Here is a 20,381-nt window from a genome sequence, read left to right on the forward strand (position 1 = left end):
TATTCGACGGATGCGCTCAATGCGAGACGGCTTGTGCTGCGCCAATGCCAGTCTGGGCGCGGACGAACTGGTCGCCGAAATCGTTGCGCTCCTGATTGGCCCGACTGCTGCGATCCGTGATCGAGCCCAGCCACGTCACCAATAGCGCCACATTCATCGAGATGATTGCCGGGTAATCGAGCGGGAAGATCGCACTCTGGTGACCCAGAACCTTCACCCAGACCGCCGGCGAGAGAATCACGAGGGTGACCGAACACACCAGGCCCGTCACACCGCCGAGGATCGCCCCGCGTGTCGTGAGCCCTTTCCAGTAAATGGAGAGCACCAGAATCGGAAAATTGACGGATGCGGCCACGCCGAACGTCAACGCCACAAGGAAGGCGATATTCTGGTCCTTGAACACCATGCCAAGAACCACCGCGACGATGCCGATGCAGACGGAAGCGATGCGCGATACGCGCATTTCCTGCGCTGGCGTCGCCCGGCCTTTCCGGATGACATGCGCATACAAGTCGTGTGAAATGGCGGAGGTGCCGGCCATCGTCAATCCCGCGACGACCGCCAGAATCGTGGCGAAGGCGACGGCGGACAGGAAGCCGAGGAAGATATCGCCACCCAGGGCTTTTGCAAGGTGCATGACGGGCATGTTGCTACCGCCGATGAGCTTGCCGCCAATAAGCCCGCCTTCGAAGAATGCCGGGTCCTGACCGACGATCACGATGGCCGACAAACCCAGAATGGCCACCACCACGAAGAAGAAGCCGATAAACCCGGTGGCGACGAACACCGATTTACGGGCTTCCTGCCCATTGGGGACCGTAAAGAAGCGCATCAGAATATGCGGCAGCCCGGCAGTGCCAAACACGAGTCCCATGGCGAGTGAAAACATCGAGACCGGATCGGCGGCCAGCGGCCCGGGTGCCATGATCTTCAATCCATTCTTGTGAACGCTCGCGGCCTTGCCGGCCAGCGTATCGAACGAAAAGCCAAACTTGGCGAGCGCGAGGCATGCCAGCAGCGTTCCGCCGACCAGCAGCAATGCGGCCTTGATAATCTGCACCCATGTCGTCGCGACCATGCCGCCGAAGGTGACGTAGACAATCATCAGCAGACCGACGCAGATCACCGCGTAGTTGTAGTCCAGGCCAAACAGCAGTTGAATCAGCTGCCCGGCCCCAACCATCTGCACCACCAGATAGAAACAGACGACCGTCAGCGAGCCGAATGCCATCATCGTGCGGACCTTGTCCTGGTCCAACCGGTAAGCGGCGATATCGGAGATCGTGATCCGTCCGAGGTTGCGAATTTTCTCCGCGAACAGAAACAGAAGCAGGGGCCAGGCGACGAAAAAGCTGATGGAGTATATGAAGCCGTCGTAGCCGCTGTAGTAAATCATGCTGGTGACACCCAGCAACGCCGCGGCGGACATGTAGTCGCCAGCCAGCGCAAGGCCATTCTGGAAACCGGAAATGCCGCCGCCACAGTTGTAGAAGGCGTCCAGCGACTTGGTTTTCGATGCAGCCCAGTAGGTGACCCCCAGCGTGGCCACCACGAACACCAGAAACATCGCGATCGCGATGACGTTAATGGGCTGCGTCTGGGCGGTTGCCGAAAGCGCCGGCGCGGCATGGACGGCGGAAGCGGATGCTGAAAGCATCGCGGAAATCGAGAGCGTGGCCAGAAACCTCATTTCTTCAACTCCAGAACAATTGCATCGAGGCGTTGCGTGAATTCTCCGTTCGAGCGGAGCACGTACCAGCCAGTCAGCAGCCACGACACGAAAATCAGTGCGAGACCAATCGGCCAGCCAATCGTGATATGGCTGGCTTCGGAGATCCGCATGACCAGCACATGCGGCGTCAAGGCGGCAACCAGAATGAAGGCGCAATACGGCACCACGATCGCCAGGGAGAGCAGCGCCGTGAATTGCTTTCTGCGCTTCACGAACTCACAAAACGACGGGTTATGTTGAACAGCGGAATAAGAAACGGGTCCCTGCATGTCTCCTCCTTTTTGTAGGTCTGATACGCCGGGTGCCGGGCTGAGCGCTGACGTAGCTAGCTTGCTGCCAGGACCATTCACGGCGCGGTTACATCCGGATCTCCAACCTGTTTTGGGTGGCATTCGCCGCAGGTCGTCTTGCTGCATCGGGCTCGCGGAAAGTGGGAACCGTCGAGCCCGTCAATCTCACCTCCGTGACTGGACGATAGGTGGGCACAGAAATCATGTACAACGATAATTAGTGATGCCACGCATCACTATTGATGATTCATGGAACGCATGCGGGGCGTGTGGATTCGCCACCCGTTCGCTGTGAAAAGGCGGTCTCATCCTGGGTTGCAAGGGAATTTGCCAGGGTATTCACCGCCACTGGCCTGGCGGGATTCGTGGGCGGCGCTTGCCAGACTCTGGCGGCGCGTCAGGGCAAACCCCGACGGCCGCCAGGTGTGGCCGTGTGACGTTATGGGCGCCGGACGATCAAGATCGACCGCTGCTGGTCTCGCCCTCGATCCGGCTCGATACGCTCAAATTGCCCGCTGGGTGCTCATGCAACACCACATTGATGATCTTGGGGTCCGAGCCGATCGCCTCGTGGGTGATTTGCACGATATCCCTGATCAGCTTGTGACGCCGCTCCGTGGTCAAGCCGGCGGAAATGTGGCACTCGATGAAAGGCATGGTTGTCTCCTTGTTTATTTCTGATGCGACTTACTTGAGCCGGCTGATGAGTTCCTTGTCGCCGGCGCCCCCGTCGACATAATCCGGAAGATGCTCGCCGTGCTCCACGAAGTTGATGCCGCGCCCTTCCCGAATGACAAAGAAAATGTCATTGCGCGTTTCACCGGTCGCTTCACTGACCACCCGGATCAGGCCCGCAGCGAGTTTCCGTTTCTGTTCATCGGTCCTGCCAAAACGCATGTCACATGAAATCAAGGCCATGTTTATCTCCTGTGTGAGTTGTCACTTAGAGGTTGTTTCAAAATGAAGCGAAGCGGTCCTGGCTAGGCGTGCGGCCGCAGACAGTACAACTAGTACGGCAAGGCCGCGCAACGACGCCAGGATTTTTTTGAAACGACCTCTTATTGAATTCCCGCGTGGCGAGCTGGATATGCCGCCCGCGGATGAACCGCTGTCATGAGCGCCATTAGCTCGGCGATCGAGTGTCGCTCCAGGTCTTCCACCATCTCGATAATCCGATGTCGAAGCTGGCTATCGGCGTAAGGCTCGCTGAGCCAGTGGAATTTCTCCACCGTCCGGTCCCATGTGAGCGGGTTTTCCAGGCCGCCCTCGAACCCGACGTGTTCCTTCGAGAATTCGCGCCCGTCCTTGCAGCGGATCGTGACGCGCGTATTCAATGCGTGGGGATATTGCGCGGTGAATGTACTGTCCGGACGGATCACGACCCGCCGGAGCAACGATTGCGCATCTGCCGCCTGAACACGCTCCGGCTCCAGCTGTGCAGGGCCCACCTGGTTATCAAGCAATGCGGCGGCGATCAGGTATTTGAGGTTGTAGTCGGCCTGTTCCTTGGTCTGCGGGTGGTCTTTGGCGCCAAAACCGCCGCCGCCCGCGATATCGAATCCGGTCTGGAAGATGTCGCATGTCACTGCTTCGATGTCATCGCCGGTCAGGTCATGTCGCCGCTTGAGATCCAGCGTGACTTCCAGTACCGGCTGGCCGTGAATCAGCGAGCAATATTTCTTCATGACGGTCTGGTGGATCACGCCGAGCGTCGCATCATCCCAGTCGACATCGATGGGCTGGTCGAACATCCGGACCAGGCCATTGGGGCCTTCAAACAGCCGCATGGGCCCGGTGAATCCCCGTTTGGCCAGCGATGCCGAATAGACCGCCCGCATTCCCGTCATCCCCGGAGAGAAACCCTTCCATTGCGATACGGGCTCGGAATGCACACAGGTCAGGGAAATGTTGTCGACAGTCGCGATGGCGATGGCATTGGCAATTTGGCCCGCGTCGAGGCCCAGCAGTTTCCCGGAGCCGGCCGCCGCGGAAACTGCCAGCTGGATGGCATGATTGAAGCCCTTGGACATGACCGGGACGATGGCCGTGATCCGGCACTGGATTTCGTAGGCCACCGCGAGCGCCAGCATGAAGGCCTCGCCACTCGCCGAAGCATGCTCCGCCGCGGCCAGCACGGCGCCGAAGTTATCGCTCGGATGGCAAAGGCCGCCCGGCGACATATAGCTGTCCAGCAGATCCACATAGCGCACCAGCCCGGCGTTGTAGAGCGCCGCCTGATCCGGCGAAGTGGTCCCGCCGCCGATCAGCGAGCAAGTCCCCGCCGACCGGTACTCGTCAAACTGTGCACGCAACGCCTGGAACGGCGGCCCCGGCAGCGCGGCGATGGCACAACCCAGGCTGTCCAGGATATTGCGCTTGAAGAGCCGTCTTGCCTCGGGCGTCAGGTCGTCCGGGCTGGCATCGTACGCAAACCGGGCGATGCGCTGGACGGTTGTAGCTGAACTCATTTCTCAAGTCCCCTCTTGATCGATTCACCTTGCCACCGCCGGGAAGCGGCGTGTTCCCGCGGTCGAGGCTGCCTTAACGGTGGCAGACGCCGACCCGGATTCCAAACGAATTGATGGCATAGGGATATCTGGCAGGGAGATGGCGCACCCCCGACAACAGCACTTCTGGCAGCGGGGGACTTGTTCTCGCCACGCAAAAGTGTTTGTCCGCCCCGGGTATTAGAAATTGAAGCCGATGCGCCTAAATTAGGACTCATCGGGGCCGACTGGCCCGATCGGCATCCCGCCGAATCCCATTACCCCTGGAGGTTTGCAATGAGTGCAGCACAGAAAGTCGTCGTTGTTACGGGCGCATCGCAAGGCATCGGCGCTGAGATCGTCAGCGCTTTCCTGAAGCGCAACTACCGTGTCGTGGCCACCGCACGCAGCATCAAGCCGTCGGACAATCCGAACCTGCTGACGGTAGCCGGGGATCTTGCCGATCCCGCGACGGCGCGCCACGTCATCGCTGAAGCCGTGACCAAGTTCGGCCGCGTCGACACGCTCGTCAACAACGCCGGCATCTTCGTGGCCAAGCCGTTCACCAGCTACACGGCCGAAGACTACGCGGCGGTAACGGGCATCAACCTGTCGGGCTTCTTCCATATCACGCAACTTGCCATCGCCGAGATGGAGAAGAACAAGAGCGGCCACGTGGTCAGCATCACCACCAGCCTGGTCGATCACGCCATCAGCGGCGTGCCGTCGGTGCTCGCGTCGCTCACCAAGGGTGGCCTGAACGCCGCCACGAAGTCGCTGGCGATTGAATATGCCAAGACCGGCATCCGTGCCAACGCCGTATCTCCCGGCATCATCAAGTCTCCGATGCACGCGCCGGAAACGCACGAGGCATTGGGCGCCCTGCACCCGGTCGGCCACATGGGCGAGATGAGCGATATCGTCGACGCAGTCCTGTATCTGGATTCCGCCCCCTTCGTGACCGGAGAGATCCTCCACGTGGATGGTGGCCAAAGCGCCGGTCACTAATCAGCATGCACGGGGGCATCGCTTACCCGTGCCCCCGCCTCCCGTCTCCCAGTAGCACGAGTCCATCACGCAGATTCGCCGCGTGATGGACTCGCTCTGGCGCCGATTTTCTGGCACCCAACTGCCCGGCGCCGACGATTTTTGGCGATAGGAGGTATCTGGAAACCAGATACCTCAGCGTGGGCGGACGTCGCCCTGCAAGCGCTTCATGGTTGCCAACTTGCCGCGAAATGCGCCGGATTGCCGACGTTCTCCCGCGTATGGCGCCGAGAATGCGTGAGGGATGCGGTGTTGGGTATCTGGCTCAACGATGCCCGCACGCGCACATTGCCGGTGAATCGCCGATGAGTGCCCACGGCAGACACGCAAACGATGCCGTACACTCGCCCGGCGATCTTCCGCGTCGACGCATGCCGATGCGTTCAGCGACGAGCATCCCTGAACGATGTGCTGCGCAAGATGGATGTAGCTGACAGAGGGAAAGAACATGGATGTAGCCGACCTCAGGTTCTTTGAAGCAGTCGCCCGCCACGGCAGCATGAATCGGGCGGCGACGGCGCTGCACACCGTACAGTCCAATGTCACCGCCCGGATCCGGGCGCTGGAAAGAGAGGTGGGCGTCGCGCTGTTCCAGCGCCATGTGCGCGGCGTGAGCCTGACGCCGGCCGGACAGCGCATGCTCCCGTATGCGGCCCGGATCGCCAAGCTGGTATCGGACGCCCGACAGGCCGCCATGGATGACGGCCCGCCCAGCGGTTCGCTGGTGCTGGGGACGCTGGAGACGACAGCCGCGCTGCGCCTTTCTCCCATGCTCAGCAATTTCGCCCGCCGATATCCGCAAGTGAGGCTGTCCCTGACCACCGGAACAACCTGCAGCCTGGCGGCGGACGTCGTCGAGTGTCGCCTCGACGCCGCGTTCATCGCCGGCCCCGTCGACCATCCCGATCTTTGCAGCGAAGCGATTTACCAGGAGGAACTCGTCCTGGTGACGCCACGGACCATCGCATCACTGGATGCCCTGCCGTCAGTACAGGATCTCCGCGTCATCGTGTTCCGGCTCGGATGCTCTTATCGCCAGCGACTCGAAGTCCTGCTGGCGGAAATGGGCATTCTGGTGAGCACGCCGCTCGAGTTTGGCTCGCTCGATGCGATCATCGCCTGCGTTGCAGGGGGGATCGGCATCACGCTGCTCCCACGTGGCGTGGTGGCAGCCGCCGCGCAGCAGGGTCTGGTTTCGCTTCACGAACTGTCGCCTGACAAGGCTCACGTCGAGACGCTACTTGTAAGGCGCCGAGACGCCTACGTCTCGACCGCGATGACGGCCTTTGTCAACGCGGCACGCTCTCAGTTCTCCACATTGATGGCGGCTGCGTAAGCCACTTCGCTCACGCGTCCGTTGTGCCACCAGCTTCGGCGGCACAACGGACGCATCGCGTATCAGCCCAACTGATACTTCTCCCGCACCAGGTGACCGATGCCGATGCGGTCAAGCACGTTCAGCGGGCAGAGGAAGGTCACGCGGACCGTGCCGGGCAGCCTGCTGATATCGATCGATCCCGTAATCGTCGCGCGATTGAGGACCTCATCGTAGGGCAGACCGGTCACGTCGGCGGCACGCTGGAGGCCATTCTTGGTCGCCGCGTTGAGATCCGGCCCGCTGCCGATAAAGGTAATCGGACCGGATTCCTCGATGTCGCGCTGGCCCCAGCGCGCACCCAGCTCGCGCACCTTCTGCGTCTCCAGCGCGGACATCGGCCGGGCCAGCGGCGGCAGGTCTTCCAGGTTTTGCAGCAGGATCGGGCCATCGATCGTCAGGCCCTTGATCACCTCCACAGTCAGCTCCGTCTCGCCGGATACATCCGTCGCATGGCCGGCGATTTCGCCATTGCCCTGCTGCGCATGCATGTCGCCCATATACACGCCGGCCCCAGGTACCTTGACGGGGCAGATCAGGATGCAGCCTTCGCGCACCGCGTTGGTATCCATATGGCCATCGGTCTTGGCCGCGTGCAGATCCGCTTCACTCATGCCATAGCGATGCGGCGCGTCGATCAGGTATTGACCGAAATCCGCGCAGTTATGGGAATCCGGCAGGTCGCGTGACGGCGTGGTGCCGATGTTGCCCAGGAACGGGCGCATGCGCGATGCCACGCCGGGCATGTCGGCGCGCGCCAGCGACAGGATCGAGTGCTGCGCGGCCAGTTCGGGCAAGGCGGACATTTCGGACGCGTTGCCGGCCAGCCGGTTTGCGACGTCCTGATTGACGGTCAGGCTGACTTGATTCTCGTGATCCAGCACGATGACGTAGCCGTGGCCGAAGCGGAATGCATTGACTTCCGCGCCGCAGTGATTGCAGCGGATCGCCATCTCGCCGATGCCCTCGACATGGCTCGCGGGATGCTCGGTGCCGCATTCGGCGCAGAATTTATGGACGAACGGATCACCGGTATAGCGGCCTTCGACGAACTTCATCACGCCTGACGAGGTGGCGAACGACGTGACCGTCATGCGCTGGATCTTCAGCGCAACGGCGTCGCCGATCTCGGCGCCCTCGATGGCAACGGGCTGCGTGACCTCGTGCCCGCCCTGGAAGGATGGCGTGATCATCGGGCCCCAGCAGCCGGGCGGCGTGCCCGTGACCAGCGTGCCGCCGTTGGCAAGCGGCCCCAGCATCTTCTGGCTCGGCCCGATCACGCCTTGCGTGTAGCGGGTGACGCGCAGCCAGTTTGTGGGGGACCGGTCGCTCAAGGCGTCGAGGGATTTGGTTGTCATAACGTGTCTCCTTGGAGTGGGGCCAGGTGCGAATCACCGGCCGGAATGGGGGGCGCGGCGATGCCGGCGCATCGCCTGCAGGACTTCGTGCCGCAGGGCGTCTTGCTTCCTGCGCCAATCACATACGCCGAATCACGTGCGCCATTTGCCGCCGGCCACCAGCTCGCTCACCGCATCGACAAAGGCCTGTGGCGCTTCTTGCGGCAGGTTGTGGCCAACGCCTGGGATCTGGCGATGGATACGGGGACCCGAGAAACGGGCGGCCTGCCCCTTACCGTCCGTCGCCGGCACGACCCCGTCGGCCATCCCATCCAGCGTGATGCTGGGCACCGTGATCGCCGGCAACTTCGCCAGCTTCTTCTCCGCGTCTTCATACAGCGGATAGCCGGGCGCCAGACCCAGTCGATGGCGGTAGGAATGGATCACGATGTCGACGTAGTCGGGGTTGTCGAACGCTTTGGCAGCGCGCGCGAACGTGGCGTCGTCGAACTGCCAGGTCGGCGAGTTGTTCTTCCACAGAATGCGGGCGATATCCTTGCGACTCGCCTCCAGCCCCTTGCGGCCGCGTTTGGTCTGGAAGTAGAACTGATACCAGAGGCCCCATTCAACCTGCGGCGGCAGGGGCTGCGTCGCGCGCGCGATGTCCTGGATCAGATAGCTGTTTACGGAAACCAGCCCGACGCAGCGCGATGGCCGCAGCGCAGCGACCACGCAGGCCGCGCGCCCGCCCCAGTCGTAGCCGGCGAGCACCGCCTCCGGAATATGGAGCGCGTCCATCAGCGCGATCACGTCCTCGCCAATCGCCGCCTGCTGGCCCGAGCGCGGCGTCGACGCGCTGAGGAAGCGCGTGGTGCCGTGTCCGCGCAAATGCGGGACGATCACGCGATAGCCGCGCGCGGCGAGCATCGGGGCCACATCCACATAGCTGTGGATGTCATACGGGAAGCCATGCAGCAGGATCACCGGCCGGCCGTTTTCGGGCCCTGCCTCGTGATAGCCGATATCGAGCAATTCCGTCCGCACCTGGCGGATGGACAGATGGCGCAACGTGCCGCCCGTGACGGCGGCGGCAGCGGCATCCGTCACGCCCTGGGCCGCCTTGGCGGCAAAGGCCGGCGCGCTGGCGCCCAGCGTGGCGCCGGCCACGCCGGCTGCGCCAGTCAGCAAGAACCGGCGACGGGAAAGGTTTTTCTCGGACACGATGTCATTCCTCAAGGTTAGTCGGGAGCAAACGATCGATCCCGAACGTTCCATCCCAAACACTCAATCCAATGTCACGCCGACGATGAGCCCGTTGCTCACCCAGTCGGCAAGCAGCGCCCCGGCCCTGGCGATGCCATCCACATCGCCGAGTTGCTGGACCAGGTGATCGCAAAGCTCGGAGAAGCTGCCGTTCTGCTGCAGATGCAGGAGCGCGTCGCGCTCCACCGCATCGACATGCCGCAGAAAGCAGGAAAAGTCGCGGCGCCAGACGATCAGGCCGCCCGGGGCTTCCAGCATCTCGCCCTCGGGCGTCGGCGCGCCGTTGCGCATCGCGGTCCAGATCTGCTCGGCATTGGTCGTCGCCGTCCGCATCATCAGCGAGGGCGTCAGGCGCAGCTGCGCGGCGTCCCAGTCGAGATCCGCAAGGTCCTGCGCCGAGATCGGCACCGCGTCGGCCGCGACGAACGCCTGCGATAACGCCAGCTCGATCCAGGCGAGTTCATGCAGATCCGGGTTGTCGGGGTAATGCGCCACCAGCGTCTCGCCAAAGTCGTCGGCGTAGGCATCGAGCGTCCAGGCGTACGGCGGATGAGTGTTGATATGGGCGATGGCGGCCGCCACGAACGTCTCGTCGCCCAACCATTCGCGCACCACCGGATACGAGGACTCGAGGCAGCCCACCAGTTGGGCGCGATAGTTGTTCTGGTAGACGGCAAGGCCCGGCGCGGCGCCGGAACGCAGACGGCGCGCCGCCACCGGCGACGACCGGGTCAGCCACGCCTGAAAATCCTGTTGAAGTGCGGCCAGACTCATGACGCCTCCACGGCAAGGGCGGGCGCGGCGTCATAGCCGCGGGCGCCGATGGCACGCGCCGTCGACAGTTCGGCCAGCAAGTCGGCAAGCGGCGGGATATCATCGTCACGCTCGATCATCGTCGCCACGTTGCCAACCCGGGCCCTCGCCTCGGCATAGAGCTTCCACACCGCGTCGCAGACCGCGCTGTCGTGGGTATCGATCAGCAGGTCGCGGCCCTGGCTATGGCCGGCAAGGTGAATCTGGCGCACGTGTGCAGCGGGGATGCCGGCCAGATAGGCGTGCGCGTCGAATCCGTTGTTCGTCGCGCTCACATAGACATTGTTGACGTCCAGCAGCAGGTTGCAGCCGGTGCGCCTGCACATGGCGGCGATGAACTCCCACTCGCTCATGTCGCTGTCATCGAAGGTGAGATAGCTCGACGGGTTCTCGAACAGCATGGTGCGGCCCAGCGCGTCCTGCGCCATCCCGATGTTGGCGCAGACGATATCGAGGGCTTCTTCCGTGTACGGCAGCGGCAACAGGTCATGCGAGTTGAAGCCGCCGACGCGGGACCAGCTCAGGTGATCGGATACATAGAGCGGTTCGATCTCGTCGACGAGGGCCTTCAGGCGTTTCAGGTAATCACGGTCGAGCTCGTCCGACGAGCCCACCGACATCGAGACACCATGCAGCACCACCGGATAGCGGCTGCGGACTTCTCGCAAGACATGGCGAGGCCGGCCCCCGCTGACCATGAAGTTCTCGGAGATGACTTCCACGAAGTCGACGGGAACGTCAGTCTCCAGGAAGTCACGGTAGTGTTCCTTGCGCAGGCCGAGGCCGTAGCCGGCGAAAGGCAGACTGTGAGCGGGCATGGTTCTTACTCGGGGAAACGTCAATGCATGGCCGGCCCGACGCGGCGAATCACCGCGCCGGGGCCGGAGGCTTCTTACTTCGGCTCGGTCAGCGTGCCGCCGGCCTTCAGGCATTCCGACTTGGGCTTGACCAGCACGCCCTTGCCTTTGCATTCGTTCAGGCCCTTGCAATCGTTCTTGGCGGTGGCGCAGAGGCTGGTGCCCTTGCAGCTGTTGACGCCGTAGCAGCGGCCCGGCTCTTCCTTGCCGGCGGCTTGCGCCGGGCTGGCGATCGAGATCGACGCCATGGCGATGAGGGCGGCGGCGGCGGCGATGCTGGCGCTGGACTTCTTGATCATGGACATGAAACTTCTCCTGGGTTGAATCAGTGGGGGGTGCCGGATGGCAGGAAGTACGGAAGAGCGAGGCGCCCGTCCAATCTTCCGGTTACTTCACGTTGCGTGCCGCTTCCTCGATCACCTGTGCGACAGCTTCGGGCTGCGAGATGTAGACGGCATGGCTGGCCTTGATTTCGGTCACCTTGGCACCGGCGCGCTTGTACATCCAGCGTTGCAGGTCGGGATTCAGGGCGCGGTCTTCCGTGGCCACGATGCCGTAGCTGGGCTTGTCGTGCCACGCGGCGGTCCATGCGCCGGCGGCAAACGCAGCGGACGTCACCGGCACCTGGGAGGCGGCCATGAAGTCCGTGCGATTGGTCGTCAGGTCGCCGGCAAAGTCCGCGCCGAACTTGGCGTGATCGAAGTAGAGATGCCCATCGCGGGTGGTACGGACATCGTCGCTGGCCGCAGGCATGGAAGCGGCAAGCTGCGCCACGCTTTCGCCGACGTCCGGCTGCAGGCCGGCCACGTAGACGAGCGCCTTCACCTTGCCGCGTGCGCCGGCCATCGTAATCACGGAGCCACCGTAGCTGTGGCCGACCAGCACCACCGGGCCGTCCTGCTCATCGACCAGATCGCGCGCGGCGGCAACGTCTTCGCTCAGCGTCGTATGCGGGAGCTGCACGACGCTGACCTTGTAGCCCTTGTGGATCAGGATGTCGTGCACGACGCGCCAACCCGAACCATCGACAAACGCCCCGTGCACCAGGACGATGTTCTTGGCCCCCGGCGGCGCGGCCGGCGCTGCCGCCGAAGCGAGCGTGGGAATTGCCAGCGCCATGGCGATGGCTAGCGTGGAGGTAAATCGCACTTTGTTTCTCCATCGGGCCGCAGGGGCCCTTGTTTTACGAAAGAAATCGGTTTGTCGCGGGAATCTGTGGCGCTACCGGGCACGCATCGGCGTGCTAACGGCGGCGCCCCAGGACGTGATCCAGCGACCAGGCCCCGCCGCCGTAGGCAATCAGGGGCAGCAGCAAGCCGGCCCAGCTGAGATGCGTTGGCCAGGCGTCGGGGTAGACGAAGATCTCGATCACCGCCGTCATGCCCAACAGCGCGGCGGCCGCGGGACGCGTGGCCAGGCCGAGCACAAGCAGGATCGGGAACAGATGCTCGGACCACGTCGCCAGTTGCGCGGCGAGTTCGCTCGGGATCAGCGGCAACGCGTACTCGGAGGCAAACAGTTCGTAGGTCGACGCCTTGATCGCCAGCAGGCCGTCGACCTTCGTCCGCCCCGACAGAAAGAACACCGAGGCGATGCCGAGCCGCGCAACCAGCAGCAACAAGGCTTGTGGCATCAGGCGCTGCAGCGCGGCGGCCGCCGGTCCGATCCCTGCCTCGGCACGCTGTGGTGCGGGGATGCCCGCACCGTGGCCTGTGCGCGTCGTCACTGGATGGCCTTCAGCGAGCCATGACCCTTGGGCGTCTTGATCTGCGTGCAGGTGCCCTTCTCCACCATCACCCAGGCATTGCCCTGGTAGTCCTTCTTGGACGTGCCCGCGCAGGACGTGCCCGCACCGGCCGAACAATCATTCTTTCCCGCTAGCGCCACGCCGTAGCACTTTTCGGTGGCCTTGGCCGGCTCCGCGGCATGCGCGATGCCGGCGAGGGCGTTGAGGGAAATAGCGAGGGTGGCCGCGAGGGCTGCATGGGAACGCTTCATGGTGATTTCCTTGGTCAAACGTCGAGAGTCAGAAAACAGATCCGGTGCCGGAACGGTGCTGAAGAAAATGAGTTCGAATTTGCTTTGAAATCGCATTCGATTGCATCGGATGCGATGGATAATACGCGAGGAAAAACAGATGTCAACCCTATCGATTAAATCGGATGCGATGTAGTTATAATGTGTCCCGGATACAGACTGATACAGACAGCAATTACCCATTCACGACCCTATGAAACGCACCAACGCCGCCACCAAAAAGAGCGCCGCCGACAATCCGCGGCTTGCGGATTTCCTCTGCTTTGCCGTCTATTCGGCGAACCTTGCCTTCGGCAAGGCTTATCAGCCGATCCTGAAGGCGCTCGGCCTGACCTATACGCAATACATCACCATCATCGCGCTGTGGGAGGAGAATCATCAGACCGTGAGCGGCCTGGGCGAAAAGCTCTTCCTGGAATCCAACACGCTGACACCCATCCTCAAGAAGCTCGAAGCGATGGGCTACATCGACCGGCAACGCGACCCGGCGGATGAGCGACAGGTCGTCGTGAGCCTGACCGATGCGGGACGACGCCTGCGCGAGAAGGCGCTGAGCATGAACCTCGTGGACGCCTGCGGCCTGACGCCGAACGAATTCCAGACCACGCAACAGTCCGTCGCCGCGCTGCGCGACAATCTGATCCGGTCCATGTCCGACAAGTCATAGCCATGGCGCGGCCTTTGGCCTTATTGGCTCCATTGGCCGCGCCATCGTCTACAGGAATCCCGTCGAGATCCACGGCACCGTGGCGATCAACAGGAGCGCGATGAATAGCGCACCCAGATACGGCCAGATCCGCCGCATCGCCTGGTCGGGGCTGACCTTGCCGATGGCACAGGCCGCATAGAATCCCACGCCAAATGGCGGTGCGAACAGGCCCAACCCCATGGCGAAGACCACCACCATGGCGAAATGCACCTCGTGCACGCCAACAGACTTGGCGATAGGAAACAGCAGCGGGCCGAAGAGCACGATGGCGGGAATCCCCTCCAGAAAGCTGCCCAGCACCACAAACGCGATGGCCGACACCACCATGAATCCCGCTGCACCGCCCGGGATGGCCTGCATCCACGTGGTCAGCAACGTCGAGAAGCCCGACTGGGTCAGTGCCCAGGCCATTGCCGTCGCGCAGCCAATGATGAGCAGGATCGCGCCAGACAACGACGCGGTATCGACAAGAATCGGGTAGAGCCGCGACCATCCGATGCGCCGGTAGACGATCGCCCCGACGATCAGCGTATAGGCAACGCCAATGGTTGCCACTTCCGTTGCGGTGGCAACGCCCTCCACCACGGCCGCACGGATCAGGAACGGCAATGCGATGGCCGGTGCCGCGTGCACCAGGGCTTTCATGACATCGGACGCCGATGCACGCGCAGCCTGCGCGGCGTCTCGCTTGCGGTTCTTCCACCAGACCACGATGGCCAGTGCAACAGCGCCCACAATCGCCGGCATGAAGCCACCCGTGAAGAGCGCGGCAATGGAGATGCTGGTCACCGATCCGATCGTGATCAGCACCAGGCTCGGCGGAATCGTCTCCGACATCGCCCCTGACGCGCTGAGCATGGAGACAAGCTCGCCTTCATGCTCGTTGCGCCGTTTCATCTCCGGAAAGAGCGCGGGCGCCACCGCAGCCATGTCAGCCGCCTTGGACCCGGAGATGCCGGACACCAGATACATCGCCCCGATCAGCACATAGGAGAGGCCACCGCGCAGGTGCCCGATCAAGCCGGCCAACACCCGGATCATCGCCTCCGCGAGTCCCATGGCCTCGATCAAGGCCCCCAGGAAGACGAACAGCGGCACCGATAGCAACACCGCCCCGGACATGCCTTCATCGACGCGCCCGACGGCCACGATCAGCGGCGTATGGGTTGACGCGAGCAGGTACGCCACCGTGGAAAGCCCGAAAGCCGTCATGATCGGCACGCCGACGGTGACCATCAACCCGACGCCGACGAGGAAGAAGAGCACGAGGTTCAGCGTGCCCAGGGACTGGAACATCGCCGTGTTGCAGAGGACGGCCGCCGCGACAAGGCCAGCCACCGCCACGGAAATCGTCAGATCCGCCAGCCTGGCCGTCCGCACAAGGCGCAGCACGACCAGCACCAGCATCAGCGTGAACGACACCCCCAACGCCGCGACGCGAATCGTATGCGGTATTTCCAGCGCGGGCGTCGTGATCTCCCATTCCTCACGCGCGTATTCCCACGCCGGCAGCATCATGGCGATCATGAACACCGCCACCACCACATCGCCAAACGTGTCGACGAATGCCCTGGCGCGCGGCGAAAGTCGTCCGATAAAGCTGGTCAGCCGCATATGCTGTCCGCGGCGAATGGCAATGGTGGCGCCCAGCATCGCCAGCCAGATGAACAGCAGCGACGCGAGTTCATCGCCCCACAGCAGCGGGTCCCTCACGACGTAGCGATAGAAGACATTGGCGAGCAACAGCAAGACCTCGGCGACGATCAGCAACGCGGCCGGCCATTCGGTCAGCCAGCCGATCCACTGCTCCACTTTCAGGCTCGCGCGCGACAGCGCGGTGTTGTGACTCGCGTAAAGGGCGCGGTCAGACAGCGACGATTCCATGGGGTAGTTCCTTCAGATAGTGGACCGACGATCTCAGGCGAGACCCGGCGCGTACTGCAGAAGCACATCCCAGGCTTGCGAACCGAACTTCTTCTTCCACTCGTCGTAGAAACCTGCCTTGCGCAGTGCTTCGCGGAATGGTTTCGGGTCGGTGCGATTGACCGTCATCCCCTTTTGCGCAAGCGTGGTTTCGAGACTGGCATTCAGCCTGGCCACGTCGGCGCGCAGATCCATTGCGGAGCGGTTGACATGACGGGTCACGATCTCCTGCAGCGGTTGCGGCACCGCTGCCCAGGCCCGCTTGTTCATCACCGGCCAATAGCCGTTCCACACATGGTTGGTCAGGGAGCAGTACTTCTGCACCTCGTAGAACTTGGAGGTATAGATCGTCGACAGCGGGTTCTCCTGGCCTTCGACGATCTTGGTCTGCAGCGCGGAATAAAGCTCGCTCAGGTTCAGTGCCGTCGGGCCCGCGCCGAACGCCTTGTACATCGACACCCAGAGGGGCGCTACCGGTACCCGGATCTTGAATCCCTTCAGATCATCGGGCCCCTTCACTGGTTTGGCGTTGCTCGTGATCTGGCGGAAGCCGTTCTCCCAGATGTTGTCGAACGCAACGAGTCCCGCGCCAGCGATCTTGCCGCGGACGAAGGCACCGAGCTGGCCGTCCATCGCGGCATGCGCCCGCTCCTCCGAGTCAAAGGCGAAACCGACCGCGTTGAGCGCGGCCAGTGGCACCAGCGTGCCGAGAATGATCTCGGGCATCAGCACCATCTCCATGCCGCCAGACCGCGTCTGCGCGAGCATATCGGTATCCCCGCCCAGCTGGTTGTTGCCGAACACCTGGAGGTCGAAGCGGCCACCTGACTCCGTCTTGATGCGCGCGGAAGCTTCGAGCAACCGGACGTGCATGGCATGTGCCACCGGCAGGTCATGGCCGCACTTGAACGTGAACTCGGCGGCCGCCCGTGCTTGTCCCGGCAGGATGGCGGCCGCGGGTGCCACCGCGATGGCCGCGGCACCCTGGATGATGCGTCGACGCTTAATGTCTATCAATTTGGTTCTCCTTTGGATTTCATGGCGATAGCACCCCGCCGCGCGCTAGCGCGGGGGATGCAGCGTGTGTTGTTCTTTTTCTTGGAAAGGGACGCGTGCGTGCGTCAGGAATGTCAGTCGACGCGGTAGCGATCGATGACTGCGGGATCGGGGTCGAAGCCAAGGCCCGGCCCCTGGGGAACGTCAATGTGCCCGTCACGTGGGCGCAGGGCGCCGCCATACAGGTCGGCGGCCATATCGAAGTAGCGCCACTCGATCATCGACCCGGCATCGCCCAGTGCGGCGGTGGCGTGGATGCTGGCGAGCAACCCCGGACCGTCATAGAACGTATGCACCATGACCGCCACGTTGTGCGCATCCGCGAGTGCCATGACCTTGCGCAGTTCGGTGATGCCGCCCATCTTGGCCGGACTCGGCTGGACGAAGTCCACCGCGCCGGCCGAGAGCATCTGCTGGAATTCGATCAGCGTGGACGCGTTCTCGCCTGCGGCGACCGGAATGTGCGACGCGCGGCGCAGTGCCGCCAGCCCGTGGTAGTTCTCCGGCGGCCAGATCGGTTCTTCCAGCCATCGCAGCCCGAAGGGCTCCAGCTTCGCTGAGATATCGATCGCCTCGCGCAGCGACCAAGGGCAGTTCACATCGAGGGTGATCTCGACGTCGGGACCGGCCGCCTTGCGGGCCGCTTCAATGACCGCTAGATCGACTTCGTGGAGCTTGAGCGAGCGGTAACCCTCGTCAATCGCGCGGTGGATATTCGCCGTGATCGCGTCACTATCCGCGTAGCGAATCAGGCTCGCATAGGCCGGCAGGCTGGTGCGGCGTGCACCGCCGAGCAGCGCATGCACCGGCTTGCCCGCCGCCTTGCCGGCGAGGTCCCACAGTGCGATGTCGAGTGCCGACAGCGCGAACGTCACGGCACCACTGCGGCCAAAGATGTGAAAGCGCCGTTGCAGGTCCTGCGATATCGACTCGATCGCGCCCGCGTCCAGGCCAATGCATGCGGGCCCGATCATCGTCTCGATGACCGCCTTCACCGCGGGAATGGCCGTAAAGCCGAAAGACTCGCCCCAGCCCACCAGGCCGGTATCCGACGTCACTTTTACCAGGAGCGAGTCCGCTGCCTGCAAGTCGCCCTTCCCCCACACACCGGCGGCAGACTTGCCACCCACGGTGAACGGCACACGCAGAACAATCGCCTCGACGGCTGCAATCTTCATCACTACACCTTCTGCATCTCGATATTGCGCTCCGTGTCCATCACGATGCGTGTCGGCGAATTCTAGTGAGGGCTCCGGACGAGCCAGTAGCGATTTTTCCGGATACCCCCTATCTGTTTGACAGATGGCAGACGGCCGGCGCGGACTTGTTCCGCCGTGTATCAATTCATGTTCTTCCGTGCGGCTTTATTGGGGCCGACGGCACACCTATAGTTCGACGCAAGGCAGGCCACGGCAGTCGAAGCAAATGCCGCAGGCACCTCAATCTGACCGACCTAGCCATCAGGAGAACCGAGATGTCCGACAAGACGACTGCGACCACCGGCGCTACCGGCGGGCCCCCCGCCCGGACGCTGACCCTGCCTGCGCCGCCGCAGCCACTGGGCCGCTATACGGCCGTCAGCCGCGCCGGCGATCTGCTGTTCATTTCCGGTCAGCTGCCGCTGCGCGACGGCAAGGTGGTCTGGCAAGGACAGGTCGGCAAGGACCTGACCGTCGAGGAAGGCAAGCAGGCCGCCGAACTGGCCGCGCTGAACGTGCTGGCCCAGATCGACAAGTACCTGGGCGGCGGATTCGAGCGCCTCGATCATATCGTCAGGCTGGAGGGCTATGTGACCAGCGCACCGGGTTTCCTGGACCAGCCGGCGGTGCTCGACGGCGCATCGAACCTGTTCGCCGACCTGCTCGGGGACAAGGCCGGCCACGCACGCGCGGCGTACTCGCAAACCCAGCAGCCCGGCAACGCCGCGGTCATCCTGGTCGTCATCGCTCAAATCAAGGGCGCGTGACCGCGCTTCCCGACCTTCCGGAGAATCTCATGACATCTGTTGCCCGACGAATTGGATTGAGCCTGGGCCTGGCTCTTGCCGCCTTGCTCGGCGCTGGATCGGCCTCGGCCGCCGGCCTGTCGCCCAAGGTCAACGGCGCCATCCTGCAGGAAGACATCAAGTGGTCGTCCTTCCCGGCGTTTCCGCAACGCGCGCAACTATCGGTGCTGGTCGGGGACCCGTCGACCGCAGGGCCCTACGTGGTGCGCGTCAGCGTGCCGGCAGGCGTGAAGCTGATGCCGCACGTGCATCCGGAAGATCGCATCTACACGGTGATCTCGGGGGTCTTCTATATCGGCATCGGCGACGAATTCAATCCGCAGCGGCTGGTCGCCTATCCGCCCGGCAGCGTCATCGTGCTGCCTGGAGGCACGCCGCATTTCCACTGGGCCCGCTCCGGTGGCTACGTCACGCAGGTGAGCGGCAATGGCCCGCTGGGGATCGACTACGTCAACGTCGAAGACGACCCCCGCCAGAAGGCCCACGTCCACTAGGCTAGGGCTCGAACTTCTCCACCAGGAAATCCACGAACGCGCGTACCCGGCGCGAGACGTGGCGTGCGTGGGGATACAGCAGGACGAACGGGCGGGTGCTGCCGCCATATGCCTGCAGGACCTCGACGAGAGTGCCGTCGCGCAGGTCCTGCTCCACGACAAAGCGGTAGGTCTGGAACAGGCCCGCACCGGCGCGGGCCAGCGTTGCGCCGCCCAGGGCGTCCTCGGAGGTCGAGTAGGAGCCGGTGGTCACCATGTCGATCTCTTCCCCCTCTTGCTGGAATGTCCAGGGAATCCTGCGTCCGCTGCTCGGGCGTTCGAACTGGATGCATTCGTGCGTCAGCAGATCGTCCAGTGTCTTGGGCACGCCGTGTCGCTTGAGGTAGGCCGGCGTTGCGACGACCACCATTTCGGCGTCCTCGAGCTTGCGCGCGATCAGCGTGGAGTCCTCCGGTGCCCGCCCGCGCACCGACAGATCGAAGCCATCGTCGGCGAAGTCGACGTTGCGGTTGCTGATATGCACGTCGACGTCGACATCGGGATAGCGCTCCCTGAAAGCCGGCAATACCGGCAGCACGCGATAGTGGGCGTACGGCGTCGGCAGGCTGATGCGCAAGCGCCCGGCGGGCGTGGCGTGCTGGCGGCTGATCTGCCGCTCGGCGTCCACGAGATCCGCCAGCGCGGTGCGGCACTGCTCGAAGTAGGTCCGGCCTTCATCGGTCAGGCGAATCTGCCGCGTCGTCCGCACGAACAGCCGCGCGCCAAGACGTTCTTCCAGCCGCGAAACACTACGGCTGACCGCTGCGGGCGTGACGCCTGCGGCGACGGCCGCGGCGGTGAAGCTGCCAAGCTCCGCCGCAAGACAGAAGAGTTCGATGCTGCCCAGTTGCAAATCGTCGAATTGGCGCTTCATGGTCTATGACACCGTGTAATGACTGTTGTTGCTTCGACGTCGTT

General features: G+C 63.3%; 22 protein-coding genes. 5 read left to right on the forward strand and 17 right to left on the reverse strand.

The window, feature by feature from the left end; translation table 11 throughout:
* Positions 1-16 precede the first annotated feature (16 nt).
* From actP to AC1DOX_RS09355, 5 genes are all read right to left on the reverse strand, one after another.
* On the reverse strand, positions 17-1,690 hold the full coding sequence (actP, locus tag AC1DOX_RS09335; RefSeq protein ID WP_441616333.1) for a cation/acetate symporter ActP: 1,674 nt from the start codon (positions 1,688-1,690) through the stop codon (positions 17-19).
* Entirely contained in the window at positions 1,687-2,001 is a 315-nt protein-coding gene (locus AC1DOX_RS09340) for a DUF485 domain-containing protein (RefSeq protein ID WP_441616331.1), read from the reverse strand. Before AC1DOX_RS09340 ends, actP begins: the two co-directional genes overlap by 4 nt.
* Before the next feature lie 477 nt (positions 2,002-2,478).
* The gene (locus AC1DOX_RS09345; protein ID WP_092137044.1) at positions 2,479-2,679 is read right to left on the reverse strand and encodes a tautomerase family protein; all 201 of its coding nucleotides are present in this window, start codon (positions 2,677-2,679) and stop codon (positions 2,479-2,481) included.
* Positions 2,680-2,709: 30 nt separating this feature from the next.
* Positions 2,710-2,940, reverse strand: a complete 231-nt coding sequence (locus AC1DOX_RS09350; protein ID WP_441616329.1) for a tautomerase family protein — start codon at positions 2,938-2,940, stop codon at positions 2,710-2,712.
* Between the two features lie 140 nt (positions 2,941-3,080).
* Positions 3,081-4,490: an MmgE/PrpD family protein gene (locus tag AC1DOX_RS09355; RefSeq protein WP_441616327.1), complete on the reverse strand. Its 1,410-nt coding sequence runs from the start codon at positions 4,488-4,490 to the stop codon at positions 3,081-3,083.
* 315 nt (positions 4,491-4,805) lie between these two features.
* Between AC1DOX_RS09355 and AC1DOX_RS09360 the strand changes: the two genes are divergently transcribed.
* A complete protein-coding gene (locus tag AC1DOX_RS09360) occupies positions 4,806-5,516 on the forward strand; it encodes an SDR family NAD(P)-dependent oxidoreductase (protein ID WP_441616325.1) in 711 nt (236 codons plus the stop codon).
* Positions 5,517-6,003: 487 nt separating this feature from the next.
* Positions 6,004-6,891 (forward strand): LysR family transcriptional regulator, encoded by an 888-nt coding sequence (locus AC1DOX_RS09365; RefSeq protein WP_092137041.1) that lies wholly within the window; start codon positions 6,004-6,006, stop codon positions 6,889-6,891.
* A 62-nt stretch (positions 6,892-6,953) separates the two neighbouring features.
* Here the strand turns inward: AC1DOX_RS09365 and AC1DOX_RS09370 are convergent, their stop codons facing one another.
* The 8 genes from AC1DOX_RS09370 to AC1DOX_RS09405 form a co-directional block, all read right to left on the reverse strand.
* Complete coding sequence (locus AC1DOX_RS09370; RefSeq protein ID WP_477101253.1) at positions 6,954-8,288, reverse strand: acetamidase/formamidase family protein; 1,335 nt, start codon at positions 8,286-8,288, stop codon at positions 6,954-6,956.
* Positions 8,289-8,420: 132 nt separating this feature from the next.
* Positions 8,421-9,455 (reverse strand): alpha/beta fold hydrolase, encoded by a 1,035-nt coding sequence (locus AC1DOX_RS09375; RefSeq protein ID WP_441616890.1) that lies wholly within the window; start codon positions 9,453-9,455, stop codon positions 8,421-8,423.
* Positions 9,456-9,551: 96 nt separating this feature from the next.
* On the reverse strand, positions 9,552-10,304 hold the full coding sequence (locus AC1DOX_RS09380; RefSeq protein ID WP_441616321.1) for an HvfC/BufC family peptide modification chaperone: 753 nt from the start codon (positions 10,302-10,304) through the stop codon (positions 9,552-9,554).
* Positions 10,301-11,161 (reverse strand): MNIO family bufferin maturase, encoded by an 861-nt coding sequence (gene bufB / locus AC1DOX_RS09385; RefSeq protein ID WP_441616319.1) that lies wholly within the window; start codon positions 11,159-11,161, stop codon positions 10,301-10,303. Before bufB ends, AC1DOX_RS09380 begins: the two co-directional genes overlap by 4 nt.
* A 74-nt stretch (positions 11,162-11,235) precedes the next feature.
* Positions 11,236-11,505, reverse strand: coding sequence for a BufA2 family periplasmic bufferin-type metallophore (gene bufA2 / locus AC1DOX_RS09390; RefSeq protein ID WP_092137036.1), 270 nt, complete (start codon positions 11,503-11,505; stop codon positions 11,236-11,238).
* Positions 11,506-11,587: 82 nt separating this feature from the next.
* Positions 11,588-12,349 carry an alpha/beta fold hydrolase gene (locus AC1DOX_RS09395; protein WP_441616316.1) on the reverse strand — a complete coding sequence of 254 codons (762 nt, stop codon included), beginning with the start codon at positions 12,347-12,349 and terminating at the stop codon, positions 11,588-11,590.
* 94 nt (positions 12,350-12,443) lie between these two features.
* Positions 12,444-12,833: a DoxX family protein gene (locus tag AC1DOX_RS09400; protein WP_092137308.1), complete on the reverse strand. Its 390-nt coding sequence runs from the start codon at positions 12,831-12,833 to the stop codon at positions 12,444-12,446.
* Between the two features lie 89 nt (positions 12,834-12,922).
* Positions 12,923-13,198 carry a BufA1 family periplasmic bufferin-type metallophore gene (locus AC1DOX_RS09405; RefSeq protein WP_441616314.1) on the reverse strand — a complete coding sequence of 92 codons (276 nt, stop codon included), beginning with the start codon at positions 13,196-13,198 and terminating at the stop codon, positions 12,923-12,925.
* 232 nt (positions 13,199-13,430) lie between these two features.
* Here AC1DOX_RS09405 and AC1DOX_RS09410 point away from each other — a divergent pair, with 232 nt between their 5' ends.
* Positions 13,431-13,904, forward strand: a complete 474-nt coding sequence (locus AC1DOX_RS09410) for a MarR family winged helix-turn-helix transcriptional regulator (protein ID WP_441616312.1) — start codon at positions 13,431-13,433, stop codon at positions 13,902-13,904.
* A 48-nt stretch (positions 13,905-13,952) separates the two neighbouring features.
* On the opposite strand, the gene AC1DOX_RS09415 is transcribed toward AC1DOX_RS09410, so the two are convergent.
* The 3 genes from AC1DOX_RS09415 to AC1DOX_RS09425 all read right to left on the reverse strand — a co-directional run bounded on the left by AC1DOX_RS09415 (position 13,953) and on the right by AC1DOX_RS09425 (position 18,103).
* Positions 13,953-15,830: a TRAP transporter large permease gene (locus AC1DOX_RS09415; RefSeq protein ID WP_441616310.1), complete on the reverse strand. Its 1,878-nt coding sequence runs from the start codon at positions 15,828-15,830 to the stop codon at positions 13,953-13,955.
* A 33-nt stretch (positions 15,831-15,863) separates the two neighbouring features.
* The gene (locus tag AC1DOX_RS09420) at positions 15,864-16,886 is read right to left on the reverse strand and encodes a TRAP transporter substrate-binding protein (protein ID WP_441616308.1); all 1,023 of its coding nucleotides are present in this window, start codon (positions 16,884-16,886) and stop codon (positions 15,864-15,866) included.
* Positions 16,887-16,999: 113 nt separating this feature from the next.
* The gene (locus AC1DOX_RS09425) at positions 17,000-18,103 is read right to left on the reverse strand and encodes a mandelate racemase/muconate lactonizing enzyme family protein (RefSeq protein WP_441616306.1); all 1,104 of its coding nucleotides are present in this window, start codon (positions 18,101-18,103) and stop codon (positions 17,000-17,002) included.
* A gap of 296 nt (positions 18,104-18,399) precedes the next feature.
* Between AC1DOX_RS09425 and AC1DOX_RS09430 the strand changes: the two genes are divergently transcribed.
* Positions 18,400-18,891, forward strand: coding sequence for a RidA family protein (locus AC1DOX_RS09430; protein WP_441616304.1), 492 nt, complete (start codon positions 18,400-18,402; stop codon positions 18,889-18,891).
* A 29-nt stretch (positions 18,892-18,920) separates the two neighbouring features.
* The gene (locus tag AC1DOX_RS09435) at positions 18,921-19,424 is read left to right on the forward strand and encodes a cupin domain-containing protein (RefSeq protein ID WP_441616302.1); all 504 of its coding nucleotides are present in this window, start codon (positions 18,921-18,923) and stop codon (positions 19,422-19,424) included.
* A gap of 1 nt (position 19,425) precedes the next feature.
* Here AC1DOX_RS09435 and AC1DOX_RS09440 read toward each other — a convergent pair whose 3' ends face one another.
* On the reverse strand, positions 19,426-20,337 hold the full coding sequence (locus tag AC1DOX_RS09440) for a LysR family transcriptional regulator (protein ID WP_092137030.1): 912 nt from the start codon (positions 20,335-20,337) through the stop codon (positions 19,426-19,428).
* Between the last annotated feature and the right edge of the window lie 44 nt (positions 20,338-20,381).

This window comes from Cupriavidus sp. 01L415 (assembly GCF_056400065.1).